We start from the raw sequence: 15875 nt of genomic DNA, 5'->3' as shown, positions 1-15875 counted from the left end.
TTTCACAGGCAAAAAATGTGCCTGTGAAAAGGAATTATCTTTTCTTGGAGAAAATATACTGGATAGAAAAATTCAATGAACTTTTATTGATTTCAAATTTTGGCGAATCTGTAATGCCTGCAACATTATAAGTATAACCAATTCCGAATTGAAAGTTTTTAACCGAAATTCCGGTTTTAACAGGGAGAAGAAATCCAATGCCTTGAAATCCTGCCAAATCATTAGTAACCACCGTAGAGGCATTAGGTATTTCCGTTGATTTCCATGTTACAACATCATCTTTGTAAGATGGTACATTTAAGCCTAAACCTGCTGAAAAAAATGCAGCTAAGTGTTTACTATTATAAAAATTATATAAATACATTGAGGCAAAACTGATATTTGTTTGGGTAAACTTTTTGGTTTCTTCCGAACGCCTATCTATACCACTGAAAAACGCTTTATCTCTTGAAGCGGAAATTAAAAACTGAATCATCGACTTTTGATTATAATCCAACATATAATTTAGACCGATTACTGGAAAAGGTGATGTTGAGCTATAAGATGGAGATTGACCTAAAACCTCATTACTGCTAAGCTTAAATTTAGAAATACTTATACCCACCCCTAAAATAAAAGAGAATGGTGATGCATCAGCTTTGCTGCTAATTGTTCCTTTACTTCCATCGAGCAATTTAACAATTGCAAGAATATCATTAGTATTATATTTTGAAGATTGAATTTTTTGAGCAACTATAGGATCCGATATCGCGAGTGCTGAACGTAGGTTACTTAACTGATCTTTGTATAAATGCTGGGTTTCTATCTTGAAATCGATATTTGCTGAATAGAACACTCGATATTTTAATTCTTCTATATTTCCATTAATACTTTTAATATAGAATCTGTTTTTAATTTCATCATTATAAGCGTAAAGAGATAGCTTTTCGCCTTGATAAATGACTTTTAAAAATACTTTTTCTTTTACACTTGATGAATCTTCGAACTTAGGAATATCGGGATAGTTAACCTTATTAATACTCTTTTGAATTTCCGCACGCTCAAATTTTAATTCGTTTTCAATTTCAACAATAGACGTATTTGTTACTGAAAGTTGTTTAAGAGCGGCATCATTTACAGTTTTATAATTAAAAATTTTAGGATTAAATTTCCAGTTTTCCATTTTTAACTCGACCTGCAGCTTGTTTCCTGATGAAGTTGTAATGGTTGCAGGCTTATAATTTTGAGAAAAAACAAAAAAAGGTATTAAGCTTAGTAGTGCTGAGATTATTTTAGATTGCATATTAATTTGTTTGAACCGCAAAACTAAAAATAAAGTTGATAACAGAAATAAATTTGAGCCTGATAGCCTTGAATAATCATAAATTAAATTGACTGGAAACCAAAAAAGCCTCTCATTTCTGAAAGGCTTTTAGGAAGTGGTGCCACCTGGATTCGAACCAGGGACACAAGGATTTTCAGTCCTTTGCTCTACCGACTGAGCTATGGCACCTCCCGTTTGGGATTGCAAATGTAATATTCTTTTTTTCAAATCCAAGAATGCTTTTAAAAAATAAAACATTCTCTTCAATTTCAAACAACAAAGCCTTTCATTTCTGAAAGGCTTTTGAAGTGGTGCCACCTGGATTCGAACCAGGGACACAAGGATTTTCAGTCCTTTGCTCTACCGACTGAGCTATGGCACCTCCCGTTTGGGATTGCAAATGTAGTGTTCTTTTTCCAAAAGCAAAACTTTTTTTCAAAAAAGAACCTCTCTGTCTGATTATCAATAAATTAATTTTTATAGATATAGTGAATCCACGTAATGTTGTAATTTAGAATAAGTACAAACTATCATTTTTTTATGCATGCATAGCAATTTATTTAAATTAAATATCCTAATTTAGCGCAACAATCCTAATTACATGGTGAGCCAAATCCTTTTTCTTGTACTTATTATTGCCGCAATTGCACTTTTTACGGTTAATCTGCGCAAAATTATACGCAATATCCGTTTGGGTAGAGCTGTCGATCGCAATGATCAACCTCAAAAAAGATTAATGACGATGTTGCGGGTTGCTTTTGGTCAATCGAAAATGGTGGTAAAACCCATTCCGGCGTTTTTGCATTTCTTCGTTTATATCGGTTTTGTTATCATCAACATCGAAGTTCTGGAAATCATGATTGATGGCCTATTCGGTACACACAGAATTTTTAACGGATTAGGGGGTTTATATAATTTCCTGATTGGTTCTTTTGAAATACTTGCTTTTACGGTTTGGTTGTCTTGTATTATCTTTTTAATCAGAAGAAACATTTTAAATCTGAAACGTTTTAGAGGCGTAGAAATGACGAAATGGCCAAAATCAGATGCTAATTATATTTTGATAACAGAGGTTTTGTTGATGACAGCATTTCTATTGATGAATGCTGCAGATGCTAAATTGCAAATGCTTGGTGCAGAGCATTACGTGAGTGCAGGCGCTTTTCCTGTTAGTCAGTTTTTGGTAGATTTATTACCAAATTCTACGCAATCCTTAATTGCAATTGAAAGAAGTACCTGGTGGTTTCACATCATCGGAATTCTGGCATTTTTAAATTATTTGCCATATTCTAAGCACTTCCATATTTTGTTTGCGTTTCCAAATACTTACTATTCAAACCTTAACCCAAAAGGTGAGTTTACAAATATGGCTTCTGTTACAAATGAAGTAAAAGCCATGCTTGACCCTTCTTTTGTGCCGACTGAAACTGAAGCCGGAAAGTTTGGCGCTAAGGACGCAACGGATTTAAACTGGGTAAATTTAATGAATGCCTATACTTGCACAGAGTGTGGTCGTTGTACCTCGGTTTGCCCGGCTAATATTACCGGAAAGTTATTATCTCCACGTAAAATTATGATGGATACCCGTGACAGGATTACCGAAATCGGGAAAAATATTGATAAGCATGGTGCTGAACATCAGGATGGAAAATCTCTATTGGATGATTACATCACCAGAGAAGAAATTTGGGCTTGTACAAGTTGTAATGCCTGCGTTCAGGCTTGCCCGGTAAATATTGACCCATTGCAAATTATTACAGAATTGAGGCGTTTTGCTGTTATGGAAGAATCTCAGGCACCGGGAAGCATTAATGCCATGATGGGAAATATTGAAAACAATCAGGCGCCATGGAAATATTCGCCAGCCGACCGTTTTAATTGGGCGGAAGATAATAATGGTTGAGGCTGAGGTTAAGATTGAGGTTTTGAACTAACGATTTAATCTGCTCAAAACTCAATACTTGATACTATATATTTGATACTAAAACAATATTTGATAAAGAGAAATGGAATTTAAAATACCAACGATGGCCGAATTAATGGCTGCAGGAGAGGAACCAGAAATATTATTTTGGGTAGGTTGTGCTGGAAGTTACGATGAGCGAGCACAAAAAATCACGCGTGATATCTGCAAAATCCTTCATCACGTTGGTATAAAGTATGCCGTTTTAGGTACCGAAGAAAGTTGCACCGGAGACCCGGCAAAGCGAGCGGGAAATGAGTTTTTATTCCAGATGCAGGCAATGACCAACATTGAGGTTTTGAATGCTTATAACATTAAAAAAATTGTTACAGGTTGCCCACATTGCTTTAATACCATTAAAAATGAATATCCGGGTTTGGGTGGCACATATGAAGTAATACATCATACTCAGTTAATACAGGACTTAATAAATGAAGGAAAACTAAAGGCCGAAGGTGGCGAAAGCTTTAAGGGCAAAAAAATAACCTATCACGACCCATGTTACCTTGGGCGTGGAAATGGCATTTATGAGGCCCCGAGAAAAGCACTTGAAGTTTTAGATGCACAACTGGTAGAAATGAAACGTTGCAAAAGCAATGGTTTATGTTGCGGTGCAGGCGGCGCTCAAATGTTTAAAGAACCTGAAAAAGGAAAAAAAGACATTAACGTAGAACGTATTGATGAAGCATTAGAAACCAACCCACAATTTATCGCTGCAGGTTGCCCGTTTTGTATGACCATGTTAAGCGATGGCATTAAATTGAAAGATAAAGAACAAGAAGTTAAGGTTTTAGATATTGCAGAAATTACAGCTAGAGCTAACGGCTTATAGTTTACTTTCTTTAAGCTGAATGGTATTGTTTGGCCCAATTCGGGTTAAACTTTCCTTGATCTGATTTAAATCTTCGGCTTCAATGTTTTTTAATGGAATAACAATACAGGTTCCCATCGAATCTACATCTCCTGCCCTATCGTTGTAAGTTTGAACAATCACATCATCGCTTTTAGTGCGCAGGAATAATTTGCCCGCGGTGGTGGTACCGTAATAATCTAAATCCTTAAACTTAGCAAGTTTAAAGGCAAAATACTCTATTTTTCCATTTGCAAAATAACGCTTGTACCTGCAAAATCCATTGTTGGTAACATTAAGTTCATACTTCTTTACCGCACTACTTTCCTGTGCAAAATCGTAATGTTCAGTGAAGCTTTTTTGTAAATAATTTACATACTCATCAACATTATCAGCTGTTGAAAAAGAATATAAAAGCATACATATAGCCGAAATACTTAACAATCTCAAGCAGAATGTAAACTTTTTCATAGCGTTAGGGTTTTGACAACACCAAGTTAATTAAAATGATAAATTTGTAATATGATTTTTTCTCCACAATCAAGAGTTTGGATATACCAAAGCAACCGTAAATTTAGTGCAATTGAAGAAACAGAAATTCTTCAAAAACTCGAAGTTTTTACCAGCCAATGGAAAGCTCATGGCAACGAATTGATGGCAAAAGCAGAAATTAGATATGGTTATTTTATTATTCTAACTGTTGATGAAAGTCAGGCAGGTGTAACCGGTTGCTCAATCGATAGTTCTGTAAGGATTATCAAAGATATTGAGCAAACTTATAATGTAGATTTATTCAACCGTTTTAATATTGCTTATAAACTTGATGGAGAAGTGCATGTTCAGGGCAAGGAAGATTTTGAAACACTGGTAAATATTAAAAATGTAACGCCAGAAACCATTGTTTTTAACAATATGGTTCAAAACCTGCAAGAGCTTGAAACCAAATGGGAAGTTGCATTTAAGGATAGCTGGCATGCCCAGGTTTTCGCCCACCTGCTTTAACCCAAGGAAACCCACAATCAATAAACTCGAAAAAAACACAATACTGTGGAATAAAGCGATTTATTAGCTCCATGCCCAAACAATTTAACCGGTTAAATCATTATATTGGTTAAATCAAACATTCTCTATGGCACGCTGGTTAAAAATCTCTCTAAAAATTGTTGGGGCACTATTTATTCTGATAATTCTAACCTGGCTTGCTGGCGCATTTTACATCAGCAGAAATAAGAAAGAAATTTTAAGCTCTATTTTATCACAACTAAATAAGAACTTAAATGGTGAAATTACAGCCACAGGAATGGAACCAACTTTGTTAAAAAGTTTTCCTGGCGTAGCTGTTTCTTTAAATGGTGTATTATTAAGAGATAGTTTATGGAGCCAGCATAAACACGATTTACTAAAAGCACAAAATATTGATGTTTCATTAAACGTACTTTCATTAATTGTTGGCAACGTTAACATTAATCAAATTTCCATCAACAACGCATCAATATATCTTTTTACAGATTCTACGGGATATAGCAACACCAGCATTTTCAAAAGCAAAACTGCCAAAACGGAACCATCTGACTCAAAAGCCCCAGATTTCGCAGTTAAAAAAATCGATTTAAACAAAGTAGAACTTACTGTCAACAATCAAAAAAGATTTAAGCTTTTCAATTTTAATATCGATCAGGTTCAAGGCAGATTGAAATATCCAGATAGTGGCTGGACCGGCAAAATCAGACTGAAAACAATGGTTAACAGCTTTGCTTTTAACACCAGAAAAGGAAGCTTCTTAAAAGATAAAATTTTAGATGGAACGCTTTCTGCACACTACAGTCGAAAGGAAGAAGCTGTAATTTTAGCCCCTGAAGTTTTAAAAATTGGAGAACATCCATTTAAAATAGGGGCTAAAATAGATTTAGCAAATTCTGGGTTTAACATCAGTATTGCAGTTGATAAAATTCTGTTTAGAGATGTTGCGCTACTACTTTCACCAAATATTTCTTCTAAACTCCTTAAATTCGGCATTGAAAAACCGATAGACATCAGAGGAAATATTATTGATGATGGTTCGGGAAAATATGGCGACCCACTAATTAAGGTTGGAATTAAGGTTCGTGATAATATCGTGAGCATTCCTGCTGGCAAGCTAACAGCTGCTAATTTTGATGGTTCATTTACGAATCAGGATACGGTTGGTGGCATTATTGGCGATGAAAACTCTTCCATTAAATTCCACAATTTAACTGCGAAATACTTTAATGCACCGTTGAAGATAGATACCTTTACGGTTAATAACTTAGCGCAACCCATTGCTACTGGACTCGTTACTTCGCAGTTTCCGCTATCAAATTTGAATAATTCTTTAGGCACAAACGATTTTGAATTTAAAAACGGAACCGCAGATTTAAAACTTTATTGCAAGGCAGATATAGATAATTTCCGTTTCACTAAACCTGTGGTTTCTGGTGCGATTAAAATTGCTAATGCGGATATTCTATATATTCCACGTAAACTGCATTTGGTAAAAAGCGCTTTGAATATCAATTTTAATCAAAACGACTTATCTATAAAAGATGGTCATTTCCAACTTGGCAAAAGTGAGCTGAATGTGAATTGCAGCATCGCCAATTTTGCAAATTTGTATTATACCGACCCTGATAAAATTATTGTGAATCTTAATATGTACAGTCCGCAGCTGTATTTGAATGAGTTTTTACCCTTTTTAGGACCACGAACCGTTAAGAAAAAAAGCAGATCTACCGGTGGAATGAAATCTGCTTCGAAAGAGTTAAGCAATGTATTAGAAGTTTCAAAAATGAACATGCAGCTTAAAGTTGATAAAGCCATTTACGATAAGTTTACAGCCAAGAACCTAAACGCAGATATTTCACTTAGAGGTTCTGGAATTTATTTTAATAAAATTAGCGTAGCGCATGCGGGTGGTTTATTGGCCTTAGATGGAAATATCATACAGGAAACAGGTTCAAATCTTTTTAAAATCAATTCTAAAATTAGCCATGTAAGTGTTAAGGATTTTTTCTATTCTTTCGATAATTTTGGGCAACAAACCATCACGAATAAAAATATCAAGGGTTATTTATCTTCTTTAGTAAACATTTCAGGTAGGATTTCACATTCAGGAAAAATCTTACCTCGCTCCATCAACGGAAAGGTTGCATTCAATCTTAAGAATGCTGCTTTGGTTAACTTCGATCCAATGGTTAAGGTTGGAAAATTTGCCTTTGCAAACAGAAACCTGTCTGATGTTAAAATCAATAACCTCGACGGAACCTTAATTGTTAGAGGTGATAAGGTTGAAATAAAGCCTATGCAGGTAAATTCGAGCGCATTAAATTTTAATGTTAAAGGTATTTATGCCCTAAATACAGGTACAAATGTGCAAATGGATATTCCACTTAGAAACCCCAAAGGGGATGAAAACCTAACTGCTAAAGAAAAACGTGAAGCCAGAATGAAAGGTATCGTTTTACATTTGAAAGCAATTGACGATGAAAAGGGCGGGATAAAAATCAGGTGGAACAAAGACCATGATTAGCATTTGAACGGCTTTAGGTAAAATTGTTACAATAAAAAACGAAAAACTATACACTAAAAACGAGCAACGAACTAAGCAACTAAAAATCCAAAGGCCCTAATCTTTTCATGTTTCTTAATATAAGATACTGGCGATGCCTGATATATGAAGTAGCATTTTTTGGTGTCCAACGGCGGGGATTTGGAAAGCAAGAAGCAATTAATGCAGCCTGATTGCGACTAAGCTTACGACATGATTTATTGTAATATTCTTGCGCTGCAGCTTCGGCACCATAAATACCATCGCCCATTTCTATAACGTTTAAGTAAACTTCTAAAATTCGCTCCTTACTCCAGAAAATCTCAATTAACAAAGTAAAATAAGCTTCAAAACCCTTTCTTATCCATGAGCGACCAGGCCAGAGAAATACATTTTTTGCAGTTTGCTGAGAAATGGTACTCCCACCTTTTATTTTTTTGCCTTTAGCATTGCTGGCGAAAGCCTTTTCTATCGATTTAAAATCAAAACCAATGTGCTTTAGGAAAAGCTGGTCTTCTGCAGAAACTGCGGCCCGTTTCATATTATCAGATATATCATCAAATTTCACCCACTCTTTCTCCAATTTAAAAGCTTTTCCATCTGCTTTGCGTTCAATGTTGCGCAAAACCATCAATAAGGTTATAGGTGGATTGATAAAGCGTAGCGCAATAACCCAAATAACAGAAACCAACAAAAAATAAATAAAAACCTTGGTCGCAATGTTAATCGTTTTTTTTAACCAGGGTCTTTTCGCTGTTGATTTCGATTTGGAGCTTCGTCTTTTCGCCATGCTGCAAAGTTAATAAAATCTTAATCCCGATATAATTTGAATCTCTCCATTCCTGACAGTTTGAATACCTAATTTTAAATATGCTTAAACATATTTGCATTTAATTGGTTAATTTATAAACAAAATTATGAGTCAGAAAACAGTTTTAATAACAGGCGGAAGCAAAGGAATAGGTTACGGTATTGCAGAATCACTTCTAAAAAATGGTTATAAAGTTGCCATTACCAGTCGTTCGATAAACAGCGCAAATGAAGCCGCATCAAAATTAGTTGCCCATGGTGATGTATTGGCAATAGAAGCTGATGTTAAGGATTTCGCCTCGCAGCAAGATGCCGTAAATTTAATTATCGAAAAATGGGGTCAGCTGGATGTTTTAATCGCAAATGCGGGTGTTGGGCATTTTGCTCCAATTGATGAAATAAGAGTTGAAGACTGGAATGAGATTATTGATACCAATTTAACTGGTGTATTTTACAGTATTAAGGCTACCGTTGCGGAAATTAAGAAAACTCAAGGATATATATTTACCATTTCGAGTTTAGCAGGAACAAACTTTTTTGCCGGTGGCTCTGCTTATAATGCCAGTAAATTTGGCTTAACAGGTTTTACGCAATCTGTAATGTTAGATTTAAGAAAGTATGGCGTTAAAGTAAGTACGATTATGCCGGGTTCTGTGGCTAGCCATTTTAATGATCATAATCCTAATGAACAGGATGATGCATGGAAAATCCAACCGGAAGATATGGGTAAGTTAATTGTTGATTTATTAGCTATGCCAGCCAGAACCTTACCAAGTAAAATAGAAATAAGACCAACAACGCCTAAGGGATAGGAAAGATGTAAGATGGTGAGATGTAAAATGGAAGATGCGAAATGGAAAATGGATGATGGAATGGAGAACGAAAATCGACAGACGAAAAACGAACATCGAACAACGATAAACATAATCCATCTTACATCACAAATCAAAAAAAAAGTCCTTTCAAATTAATGAAAGGACTTTTTTTATGTTTTAAAGAAATGCTTATTCAGCAATAACTTCGAAAGGAACTTGAACTTTCACTTCTTTATGTAAGTTTAAGTTAGCAACATACTCGCCAACAAATTTTGGTTCAGTTTCGAAAGTAATACGACGGCGGTCAACATCAAAACCTTGAGCTTTTAATGCTTCAGCGATTTGGATAGTGTTAACAGCACCAAAGATTTTACCGCTTTCGCCAGCTTTAGCACCGATAGAAAGTTTAACATCAGTTAAACGCTCAGCAATACCTTCAGCATCTTTCTTAATTTTATCTTGTTTAAAAGCAGCTTGCTTTAAGTTTTCAGCTAAAACTTTCTTTGCAGAAACAGTAGCTAAAGTTGCAAATCCTTGCGGAATTAAATAGTTACGGCCAAAACCTGGCTTTACTGTAACGATATCATCTTTCTCGCCTAATGATTTAATATCTTGTTTTAAAATAATTTCCATATCAAATCCTCCTATTTTAATTGGTCAGCAACGAAAGGTAACAAACCGATGTGGCGAGCACGCTTTACAGCTTGAGCCACTTTACGTTGAAATTTTAACGAAGTACCAGTTAAACGGCGTGGTAATAATTTACCTTGATCGTTAATAAATTTTAACAAAAAGTTTGCGTCTTTGTAATCAATGTATTTAATACCATTTTTTCTGAAACGGCAATATTTTTTACGGTTATCCTCTACTTTAGGGGCAGTAACGTATTGAATTTGTTCTCTTGCCATTACGCTGCAACCTCCTTAGTTTTTTTGTTGAACGCACCGCTGCGTTTTTTTGCGTTGTAAGCAACTGCATGTTTATCTAACCTGATGGTTAAGAAACGTAACACACGCTCATCACGCTTTAATTGTAACTCTAATTTAGCAATCAAATCACCTGGAGCATTATACTCAGTTAAGTTGAAAAATCCGTTTGATTTTTTAGCGATCGGATACGCTAATTTTCTTAAACCCCAATTATCTTCGTGGATAATTTCGGCTCCGCCATCAGTAAGAACAGCTTTGAATTTAGCCATAGCCTCTTTCGCAACTTCTTCTGATAACAACGGGGTTAGAACGATAACAGTTTCGTACTGATTCATTGTTATAAAATTTTTTAATTTTTTAATCCCGAGGTATATTACGGGGTTGCAAAAGTAACAATATAATTTTAAAACCCAAAGCATTAACTAAAAATAAACCACAATAATTAGTTGTTGCTGAATTAATTAAATCGCTTGAAATCAAAAAGTTTAAATCAGGTTAGCAATAGTTTTTATAACGGAATAGAACTGGCTTGGTATTTAGTATCCGTTGGTTTATGCAAATAGTATTTACTTATACTTTAGAAAAATATAACAGTAAATCATTTTTTAGTTGAAATTGATTGAAATACAAACAATAGCCATATTAGAAACCACCCCTGCCCCTCATTAAAAAAAGGGGATTTGGTTTATGAAGGTAAAACTTCATTGCTTTTGAGTTTTGGATTAAACGATAAAACTTAAATCTAAGCTACAACGTTAAATAGCTTTCTGACAGCTCCCCTCCTAAATTTAGGAGGGGCAAGGGGTGGTTTAAAACTTTCGGAAGGGCTAACAATATAACTTAAAATAGCCCTCGATTGAAGTGGATATACTTTATGTAGTAACCTTTAACACGTCCTAACCGGACGGGCTTTTTTCTTTTGACAGCAAAAGAAACAAAACTGTCGGCTTAAAATTTTTGTATTAATGCTACTGCTTTGGCTTGGTTTAGCTATCCCCAAAAATTTGTTAGGCCGATTTAAGCTTAACGGAGATTTTCTACTTAGGCTTAGTTATGCGCAATACTAACGCCAATAATAGTTTAACGAAGATTTGTTTTTAGCCACGATTGTAGTGGAAATACTTTTTGTTATCTGTCACGCTGAGCTTGTCGAAGCGTCTAATATTGTCCTTCGACAAGCTCAGGATGACAATTATTAAAGGGCAGTAACGGAAGCAAAAAGATTGAAACGGAAAGCGGGAACTGTCCCAACCTAAAAGCACCGAAAACTGCGCTTCAAAAAAAAAAAATTGCTAAAAGAATAACATAAAAAAAAGGGCTACCGAATAGATAGCCCTTTGATTAATTTATAAATCTAATTAGCGAGATTCTATTGTTTTACTAAACTGCTGTTTGTTTGTTTTAACAATGAAAGTTAATTCTTTAGATGGCGTGCTGCCGATATTGAATTTTTTAGTCAACTTAGATTTATCGGTAAAAGTTGCTTTGTAAAGCTGGTCGTTATATTCGTTAACGATTTCAACTTCAATTGGCCCTTTATCGGCATTATCTAAACTTAAAGTTACCATTGAACTATCTCTCTTTAAAACTGGCTTAAAGAGTTCGGTAATTTTTGCTGAAGAAACTTCTGCTTTATTATCTGCAATAACAATTTGGTATTGAGCCAACTGAGAACCTGAAGTTACGTTTAATACATACTCGCCGTTTGGTAACGCATTCAAATCGTAAGTTTTTGTAGATGCTCCAGAAGCATGAATGCTTTCTTCGTAAATCAGTCTATTATCTGCAACATCATTTATAGTTAATTCTAAATCTTTTGCTTCATCAATAAAAAAACGGATTGATTTATTGTTCTCTGCTTTCACTTTTAAAGTAGATACTTCATCATTTGCTTTTACACCTGGAGCGGCTAACATTGCTGCTACAACAAGGCTAATTTTTATAAAGTTTTTCATATCTGTATACTGTTAAGGATGAACATTTTTTTAACACCACTAAATTACTACAGATTATAGCACGAAGTTGATTGTATATTTTCAAATAACTATGCTATTTTACCCGTAAATTATAGATTCACATACAAACAAATCAATTTACTATATTTTAATTGTTATTTTTGTTAGATAAATGAAAAAATTAAAGCCGAGTTACGAGATTGTTGAACCATCATTTGGTAGTTCTTTTTATTATTCGAAATATGTAGAGAATGAGAATAACAAAGCAGACTTATGGCATTACCACCCGGAAATTGAAATGGTTTTTGTAAATGGTGGCTCTGGTAAACGACAAATTGGTAGTCATGTTTCTTATTATGCTGATGGAGATTTGATTTTAATTGGTAGTAATTTGCCTCATTGCGGCTTTACTGATGTAAATACCGGTAATAAGACAGAAGTTGTGGTACAAATGAAACCTGATTTTTTAGGTGCTGATTTTTTAACACTTAAAGAGACCAGGGGGATTGCCAACTTATTTGAAAAGGCAAAGTATGGCATTGCTTTCGGTAAGGATACGATGAAACTTGTTGGCCCGACATTAGAAAAAATGCATAACGCCTGGCCACTTGAAAAATTATTAGCATTGCTTGGTGTATTGCGGGAATTAGAGCAGGCATCTGATTATAAACTCCTGAATGCTCAAAGTTTCTCACTCGAAATGCAAGTTCAGGATAATGATAGGATAAATATGGTTTTTAACTATGTTAAAGACCATTTTCTGGAAGAAATTAGTTTAGAATATATTGCAGATATGTGCAGCATGACGGTTCCCTCCTTTTGCCGTTATTTTAAAAAGATAACTAAAAAAACATTTACCCGATTTGTTAATGAGTACAGAATTGTACACGCATCGAAATTATTAGCCGAAAAACCAACCAGCATTGCAAATATTTGTTTCGAAAGTGGTTTTAATAATTTTAGTCATTTTAATAAATTGTTTAAGGAATTTACAGGGAAAAGTGCTTCGCAATACAGGCAGGAGTTGAGATCGGTAGTGAGGTAACGTTTTTCGTTTTTCGTTTAAGGAAAATTGCTAAATTGTTTCATTGTTGATTGAAAATTGTTGAATTGTTAATTGTTAATTGTTAATTGTTAAGTTTTAATTTGGCAATTGAAACGAAAGACGAGCAACGGTTAACGAACATCCAACTTTACAACATTCCAAACTCAACAAAAGTTAATTGTTAAATTTTAATTTGGCAATCGAAACGAAAGACGAGCAACCGTCAACGAACAACGCATAACCGACTTTTCAACATTCCAACTTTACAACATTCCAACTCAACAAAAATTCCTATTTTCGTGGCGATGGAAAATTTTATTGTTTCTGCCCGTAAATATCGCCCCGCTACGTTCGAAACTGTAGTTGGACAATTGCATATTACAGGAACTTTAAAAAATGCAATCAAGAATAACCAATTAGCACAGGCCTTTTTATTTTGCGGTCCGCGTGGTGTTGGTAAAACCACCTGTGCACGTATTTTAGCAAAAACCATAAACTGTACCAATCCTACAGCAGAAATGGAAGCTTGCGGCGAATGCGATAATTGCCAGTCTTTCCAGAACGGACATTCTTTTAACGTACATGAATTAGATGCGGCATCAAACAACTCTGTTGATGACATTCGTAGTTTAATTGAGCAGGTTAGAATACCGCCACAAGCCGGAAAATATAAAATTTATATTATTGATGAGGTTCATATGTTATCTCAAAGTGCATTTAATGCATTTTTGAAAACTTTAGAAGAACCGCCTTCTTATGCGATATTTATTTTAGCAACAACTGAAAAGCATAAAATATTACCAACAATTTTATCCCGCTGTCAGATTTTTGATTTTAACCGCATACAGGTTGAAGACATTTCTGCACACCTTGCTAAAATTGCCGAAAGGGAAAACATTGCTTTTGAAACGGATGGTTTACACATTATTGCGCAAAAAGCCGATGGTGGTTTGCGTGATGCGTTATCCATGTTTGACCAGATTGCCAGTTATGCAAACAAGAACATTACTTATAAAGCAGTAATTGATAACCTGAATATTTTAGATTACGATTACTTTTTTAAGTTAACATCTTATTTAACTAATGCACAGGTAAGCCAAACCTTACTTTTATTTGATGAGATATTAAATAATGGTTTTGACGGAAATAATTTCATTAACGGATTGGCTACGCATTTCCGTAATTTATTGGTGGGTAAAGATGCCGCAACAATTAAATTATTGGAGGTAAGTGAAAACATCAGACAGAAATACTTAGAACAATGCAAGCAGACTGAGCTTTCATTTTTGTTAACTGCACTGAATTTAGCAAATGCCTGTGATTTAAACTACAAAAACTCTAAGAACCAGCGATTACAAGTAGAACTTGCACTGATAAAAATGTGCCATGTCCGGTCGGTGGTTCAACTCGCTCAACAGCCTTTAAGCAATAATAACACAGCAACTGACGTAGATCAGGATAAAAAAAAAACTAATGTCGTAGCTGGGGAAGCGGAAAGCCAAAAGCTGAAAACAGAAAGCGAAAAGCCGAAAGCTGAAAGTGAAACTTCAAAACCAGTTAGTCAAGTTCCTGTTTCTTCAATTGCAGAAGATAAGCCTAAAGAAACACCAAAAGTTGCTCCAATACCTTCAGCAACATCCATCAGCATAAAAATCCCGAAAACAAATTCTGTTAGCACTTTAATTCCATCTTTAAATGATCTAGAGCGTGTTGCAAATGGCGAAGAGCAAAGCGGACCAAAAGCTGCAGTGGGAGAATCAAGAGAACCTTTTACTTACGAAAGACTTTTGGAAGTATGGAATGCTTACATACAAATTCTAAAAAATTCTGATAAAATTAACTTGTTTACCATTTTAAATAACTTTGCTCCTACGCTTGTAAGTCCGGTTTTGATAGAAATTTCGGTTGAAAGTAAAACGCAGGAACAGTTTGTTGTACAGGAATCGGTTGAGTTAATGAATTTCTTACGAAACGAGTTGCAAAATTTTGCTGTTGATATCACTTTTAAACAAATGGAACGTAAGCTTGAAAACAGGCTTTATGGAAACCGAGAAAAATATGATTATTTGCTTAATAAAAATCCGAAGCTTGAAGAATTAAGAAGACGATTTAATTTAGATGTTAATCCATAAAAAAGCAGAATTAAGATTATTAATTCTGCTTTTTTCATTACTTCTTTTATGTTGTTAGCGCCTTATTTCTCCGGGGCATCGTTTATCGGATAACCCTCTTCATCTAAATCATCACGATTATCCTCAGGTGTACGAGCTAAAATTTCATCTTCAGGATTTAGTTTTACGCTTTCACCATTGTCTACATGCATACCCAATTCTTCTAAATTATCATCAGCAATTTCTTCGTTTCTTGCGTATTCATCTCCAACGTATGGGTTTGCTTCATCATAAGTAGAATCATCATCAACTGCACCAGCGGCAACGGTTTCATAGCCCATCGGATGGTCGTAGTCTTTATCTTCTCCTTTTACATCAAGCTCATAGCTTTGCTTGTGTTTATCGTAAGATAAGTTTTCCTTATTGATTTCGCTATTTGTAGTGGTGCTGTGGATTTTATCCTGCGAGCCTTTATTTTCGTTATATGCCATGATGGTATCTCCTATTTTATTTTAAGTATAACAACTGG

General features: G+C 34.8%; 15 protein-coding genes and 2 tRNA genes. 7 read left to right on the top strand and 10 right to left on the bottom strand.

All coding sequences use genetic code 11. The annotated features are described in order from the left end of the window. Nucleotides 1-34 precede the first annotated feature (34 nt). The 3 genes from QWY86_RS06595 to QWY86_RS06585 all read right to left on the bottom strand — a co-directional run bounded on the left by QWY86_RS06595 (nt 35) and on the right by QWY86_RS06585 (nt 1685). The gene (locus QWY86_RS06595; protein ID WP_290240024.1) at nt 35-1282 is read right to left on the bottom strand and encodes a hypothetical protein; all 1248 of its coding nucleotides are present in this window, start codon (nt 1280-1282) and stop codon (nt 35-37) included. Nucleotides 1283-1419: 137 nt separating this feature from the next. Continuing rightward, nucleotides 1420-1492: transfer RNA gene (locus tag QWY86_RS06590), tRNA-Phe, on the bottom strand. Between the two features lie 120 nt (nt 1493-1612). After that, nucleotides 1613-1685: transfer RNA gene (locus tag QWY86_RS06585), tRNA-Phe, on the bottom strand. Between the two features lie 219 nt (nt 1686-1904). Between QWY86_RS06585 and QWY86_RS06580 the strand changes: the two genes are divergently transcribed. Further along, nucleotides 1905-3206, top strand: a complete 1302-nt coding sequence (locus QWY86_RS06580; protein WP_290240022.1) for a 4Fe-4S dicluster domain-containing protein — start codon at nt 1905-1907, stop codon at nt 3204-3206. A 103-nt stretch (nt 3207-3309) separates the two neighbouring features. After that, on the top strand, nt 3310-4098 hold the full coding sequence (locus QWY86_RS06575) for a (Fe-S)-binding protein (RefSeq protein ID WP_290240020.1): 789 nt from the start codon (nt 3310-3312) through the stop codon (nt 4096-4098). On the opposite strand, the gene QWY86_RS06570 is transcribed toward QWY86_RS06575, so the two are convergent. Then, on the bottom strand, nt 4093-4587 hold the full coding sequence (locus tag QWY86_RS06570) for a hypothetical protein (protein ID WP_290240018.1): 495 nt from the start codon (nt 4585-4587) through the stop codon (nt 4093-4095). The two genes, QWY86_RS06575 and QWY86_RS06570, sit on opposite strands and share 6 nt — an antisense overlap. Nucleotides 4588-4638: 51 nt before the next feature. On the opposite strand from QWY86_RS06570, the gene QWY86_RS06565 reads away from it, so the two are divergent. Both QWY86_RS06565 and QWY86_RS06560 read left to right on the top strand, forming a co-directional pair. Further along, nucleotides 4639-5118, top strand: a complete 480-nt coding sequence (locus QWY86_RS06565) for an ABC transporter ATPase (RefSeq protein WP_290240017.1) — start codon at nt 4639-4641, stop codon at nt 5116-5118. 127 nt (nt 5119-5245) lie between these two features. Beyond that, nucleotides 5246-7663: an AsmA family protein gene (locus QWY86_RS06560; RefSeq protein ID WP_290240014.1), complete on the top strand. Its 2418-nt coding sequence runs from the start codon at nt 5246-5248 to the stop codon at nt 7661-7663. Between the two features lie 79 nt (nt 7664-7742). Here the strand turns inward: QWY86_RS06560 and mtgA are convergent, their stop codons facing one another. Beyond that, nucleotides 7743-8471 carry a monofunctional biosynthetic peptidoglycan transglycosylase gene (mtgA, locus tag QWY86_RS06555; protein ID WP_290240012.1) on the bottom strand — a complete coding sequence of 243 codons (729 nt, stop codon included), beginning with the start codon at nt 8469-8471 and terminating at the stop codon, nt 7743-7745. 127 nt (nt 8472-8598) lie between these two features. Here mtgA and QWY86_RS06550 point away from each other — a divergent pair, with 127 nt between their 5' ends. Further along, nucleotides 8599-9303, top strand: a complete 705-nt coding sequence (locus tag QWY86_RS06550; protein WP_290240010.1) for an SDR family oxidoreductase — start codon at nt 8599-8601, stop codon at nt 9301-9303. Nucleotides 9304-9495: 192 nt separating this feature from the next. On the opposite strand, the gene rplI is transcribed toward QWY86_RS06550, so the two are convergent. The 4 genes from rplI to QWY86_RS06530 all read right to left on the bottom strand — a co-directional run bounded on the left by rplI (nt 9496) and on the right by QWY86_RS06530 (nt 12190). Next, on the bottom strand, nt 9496-9939 hold the full coding sequence (gene rplI / locus QWY86_RS06545; RefSeq protein WP_290240009.1) for a 50S ribosomal protein L9: 444 nt from the start codon (nt 9937-9939) through the stop codon (nt 9496-9498). A gap of 11 nt (nt 9940-9950) precedes the next feature. Then, nucleotides 9951-10214: a 30S ribosomal protein S18 gene (gene rpsR, locus QWY86_RS06540; protein ID WP_056093004.1), complete on the bottom strand. Its 264-nt coding sequence runs from the start codon at nt 10212-10214 to the stop codon at nt 9951-9953. Beyond that, nucleotides 10214-10570, bottom strand: a complete 357-nt coding sequence (gene rpsF / locus QWY86_RS06535; RefSeq protein ID WP_290239999.1) for a 30S ribosomal protein S6 — start codon at nt 10568-10570, stop codon at nt 10214-10216. The genes rpsR and rpsF overlap by 1 nt, the downstream gene beginning before the upstream one ends. A gap of 1023 nt (nt 10571-11593) precedes the next feature. Continuing rightward, the gene (locus QWY86_RS06530) at nt 11594-12190 is read right to left on the bottom strand and encodes a T9SS type A sorting domain-containing protein (RefSeq protein WP_290239997.1); all 597 of its coding nucleotides are present in this window, start codon (nt 12188-12190) and stop codon (nt 11594-11596) included. A gap of 172 nt (nt 12191-12362) precedes the next feature. Here QWY86_RS06530 and QWY86_RS06525 point away from each other — a divergent pair, with 172 nt between their 5' ends. Together QWY86_RS06525 and QWY86_RS06520 are read left to right on the top strand one after the other, a co-directional pair. After that, nucleotides 12363-13235: an AraC family transcriptional regulator gene (locus QWY86_RS06525; RefSeq protein ID WP_290239995.1), complete on the top strand. Its 873-nt coding sequence runs from the start codon at nt 12363-12365 to the stop codon at nt 13233-13235. A gap of 305 nt (nt 13236-13540) precedes the next feature. After that, on the top strand, nt 13541-15367 hold the full coding sequence (locus tag QWY86_RS06520) for a DNA polymerase III subunit gamma/tau (protein ID WP_290239993.1): 1827 nt from the start codon (nt 13541-13543) through the stop codon (nt 15365-15367). A gap of 62 nt (nt 15368-15429) precedes the next feature. On the opposite strand, the gene QWY86_RS06515 is transcribed toward QWY86_RS06520, so the two are convergent. Beyond that, nucleotides 15430-15837 carry a hypothetical protein gene (locus QWY86_RS06515; protein ID WP_290239991.1) on the bottom strand — a complete coding sequence of 136 codons (408 nt, stop codon included), beginning with the start codon at nt 15835-15837 and terminating at the stop codon, nt 15430-15432. Between the last annotated feature and the right edge of the window lie 38 nt (nt 15838-15875).

Source organism: Pedobacter aquatilis, from assembly GCF_030409415.1.
Classification (GTDB): domain Bacteria; phylum Bacteroidota; class Bacteroidia; order Sphingobacteriales; family Sphingobacteriaceae; genus Pedobacter; species Pedobacter aquatilis.
Note: the sequence above shows the minus strand (reverse complement) of the source record. Positions and strands in the feature narration are given on the sequence as shown.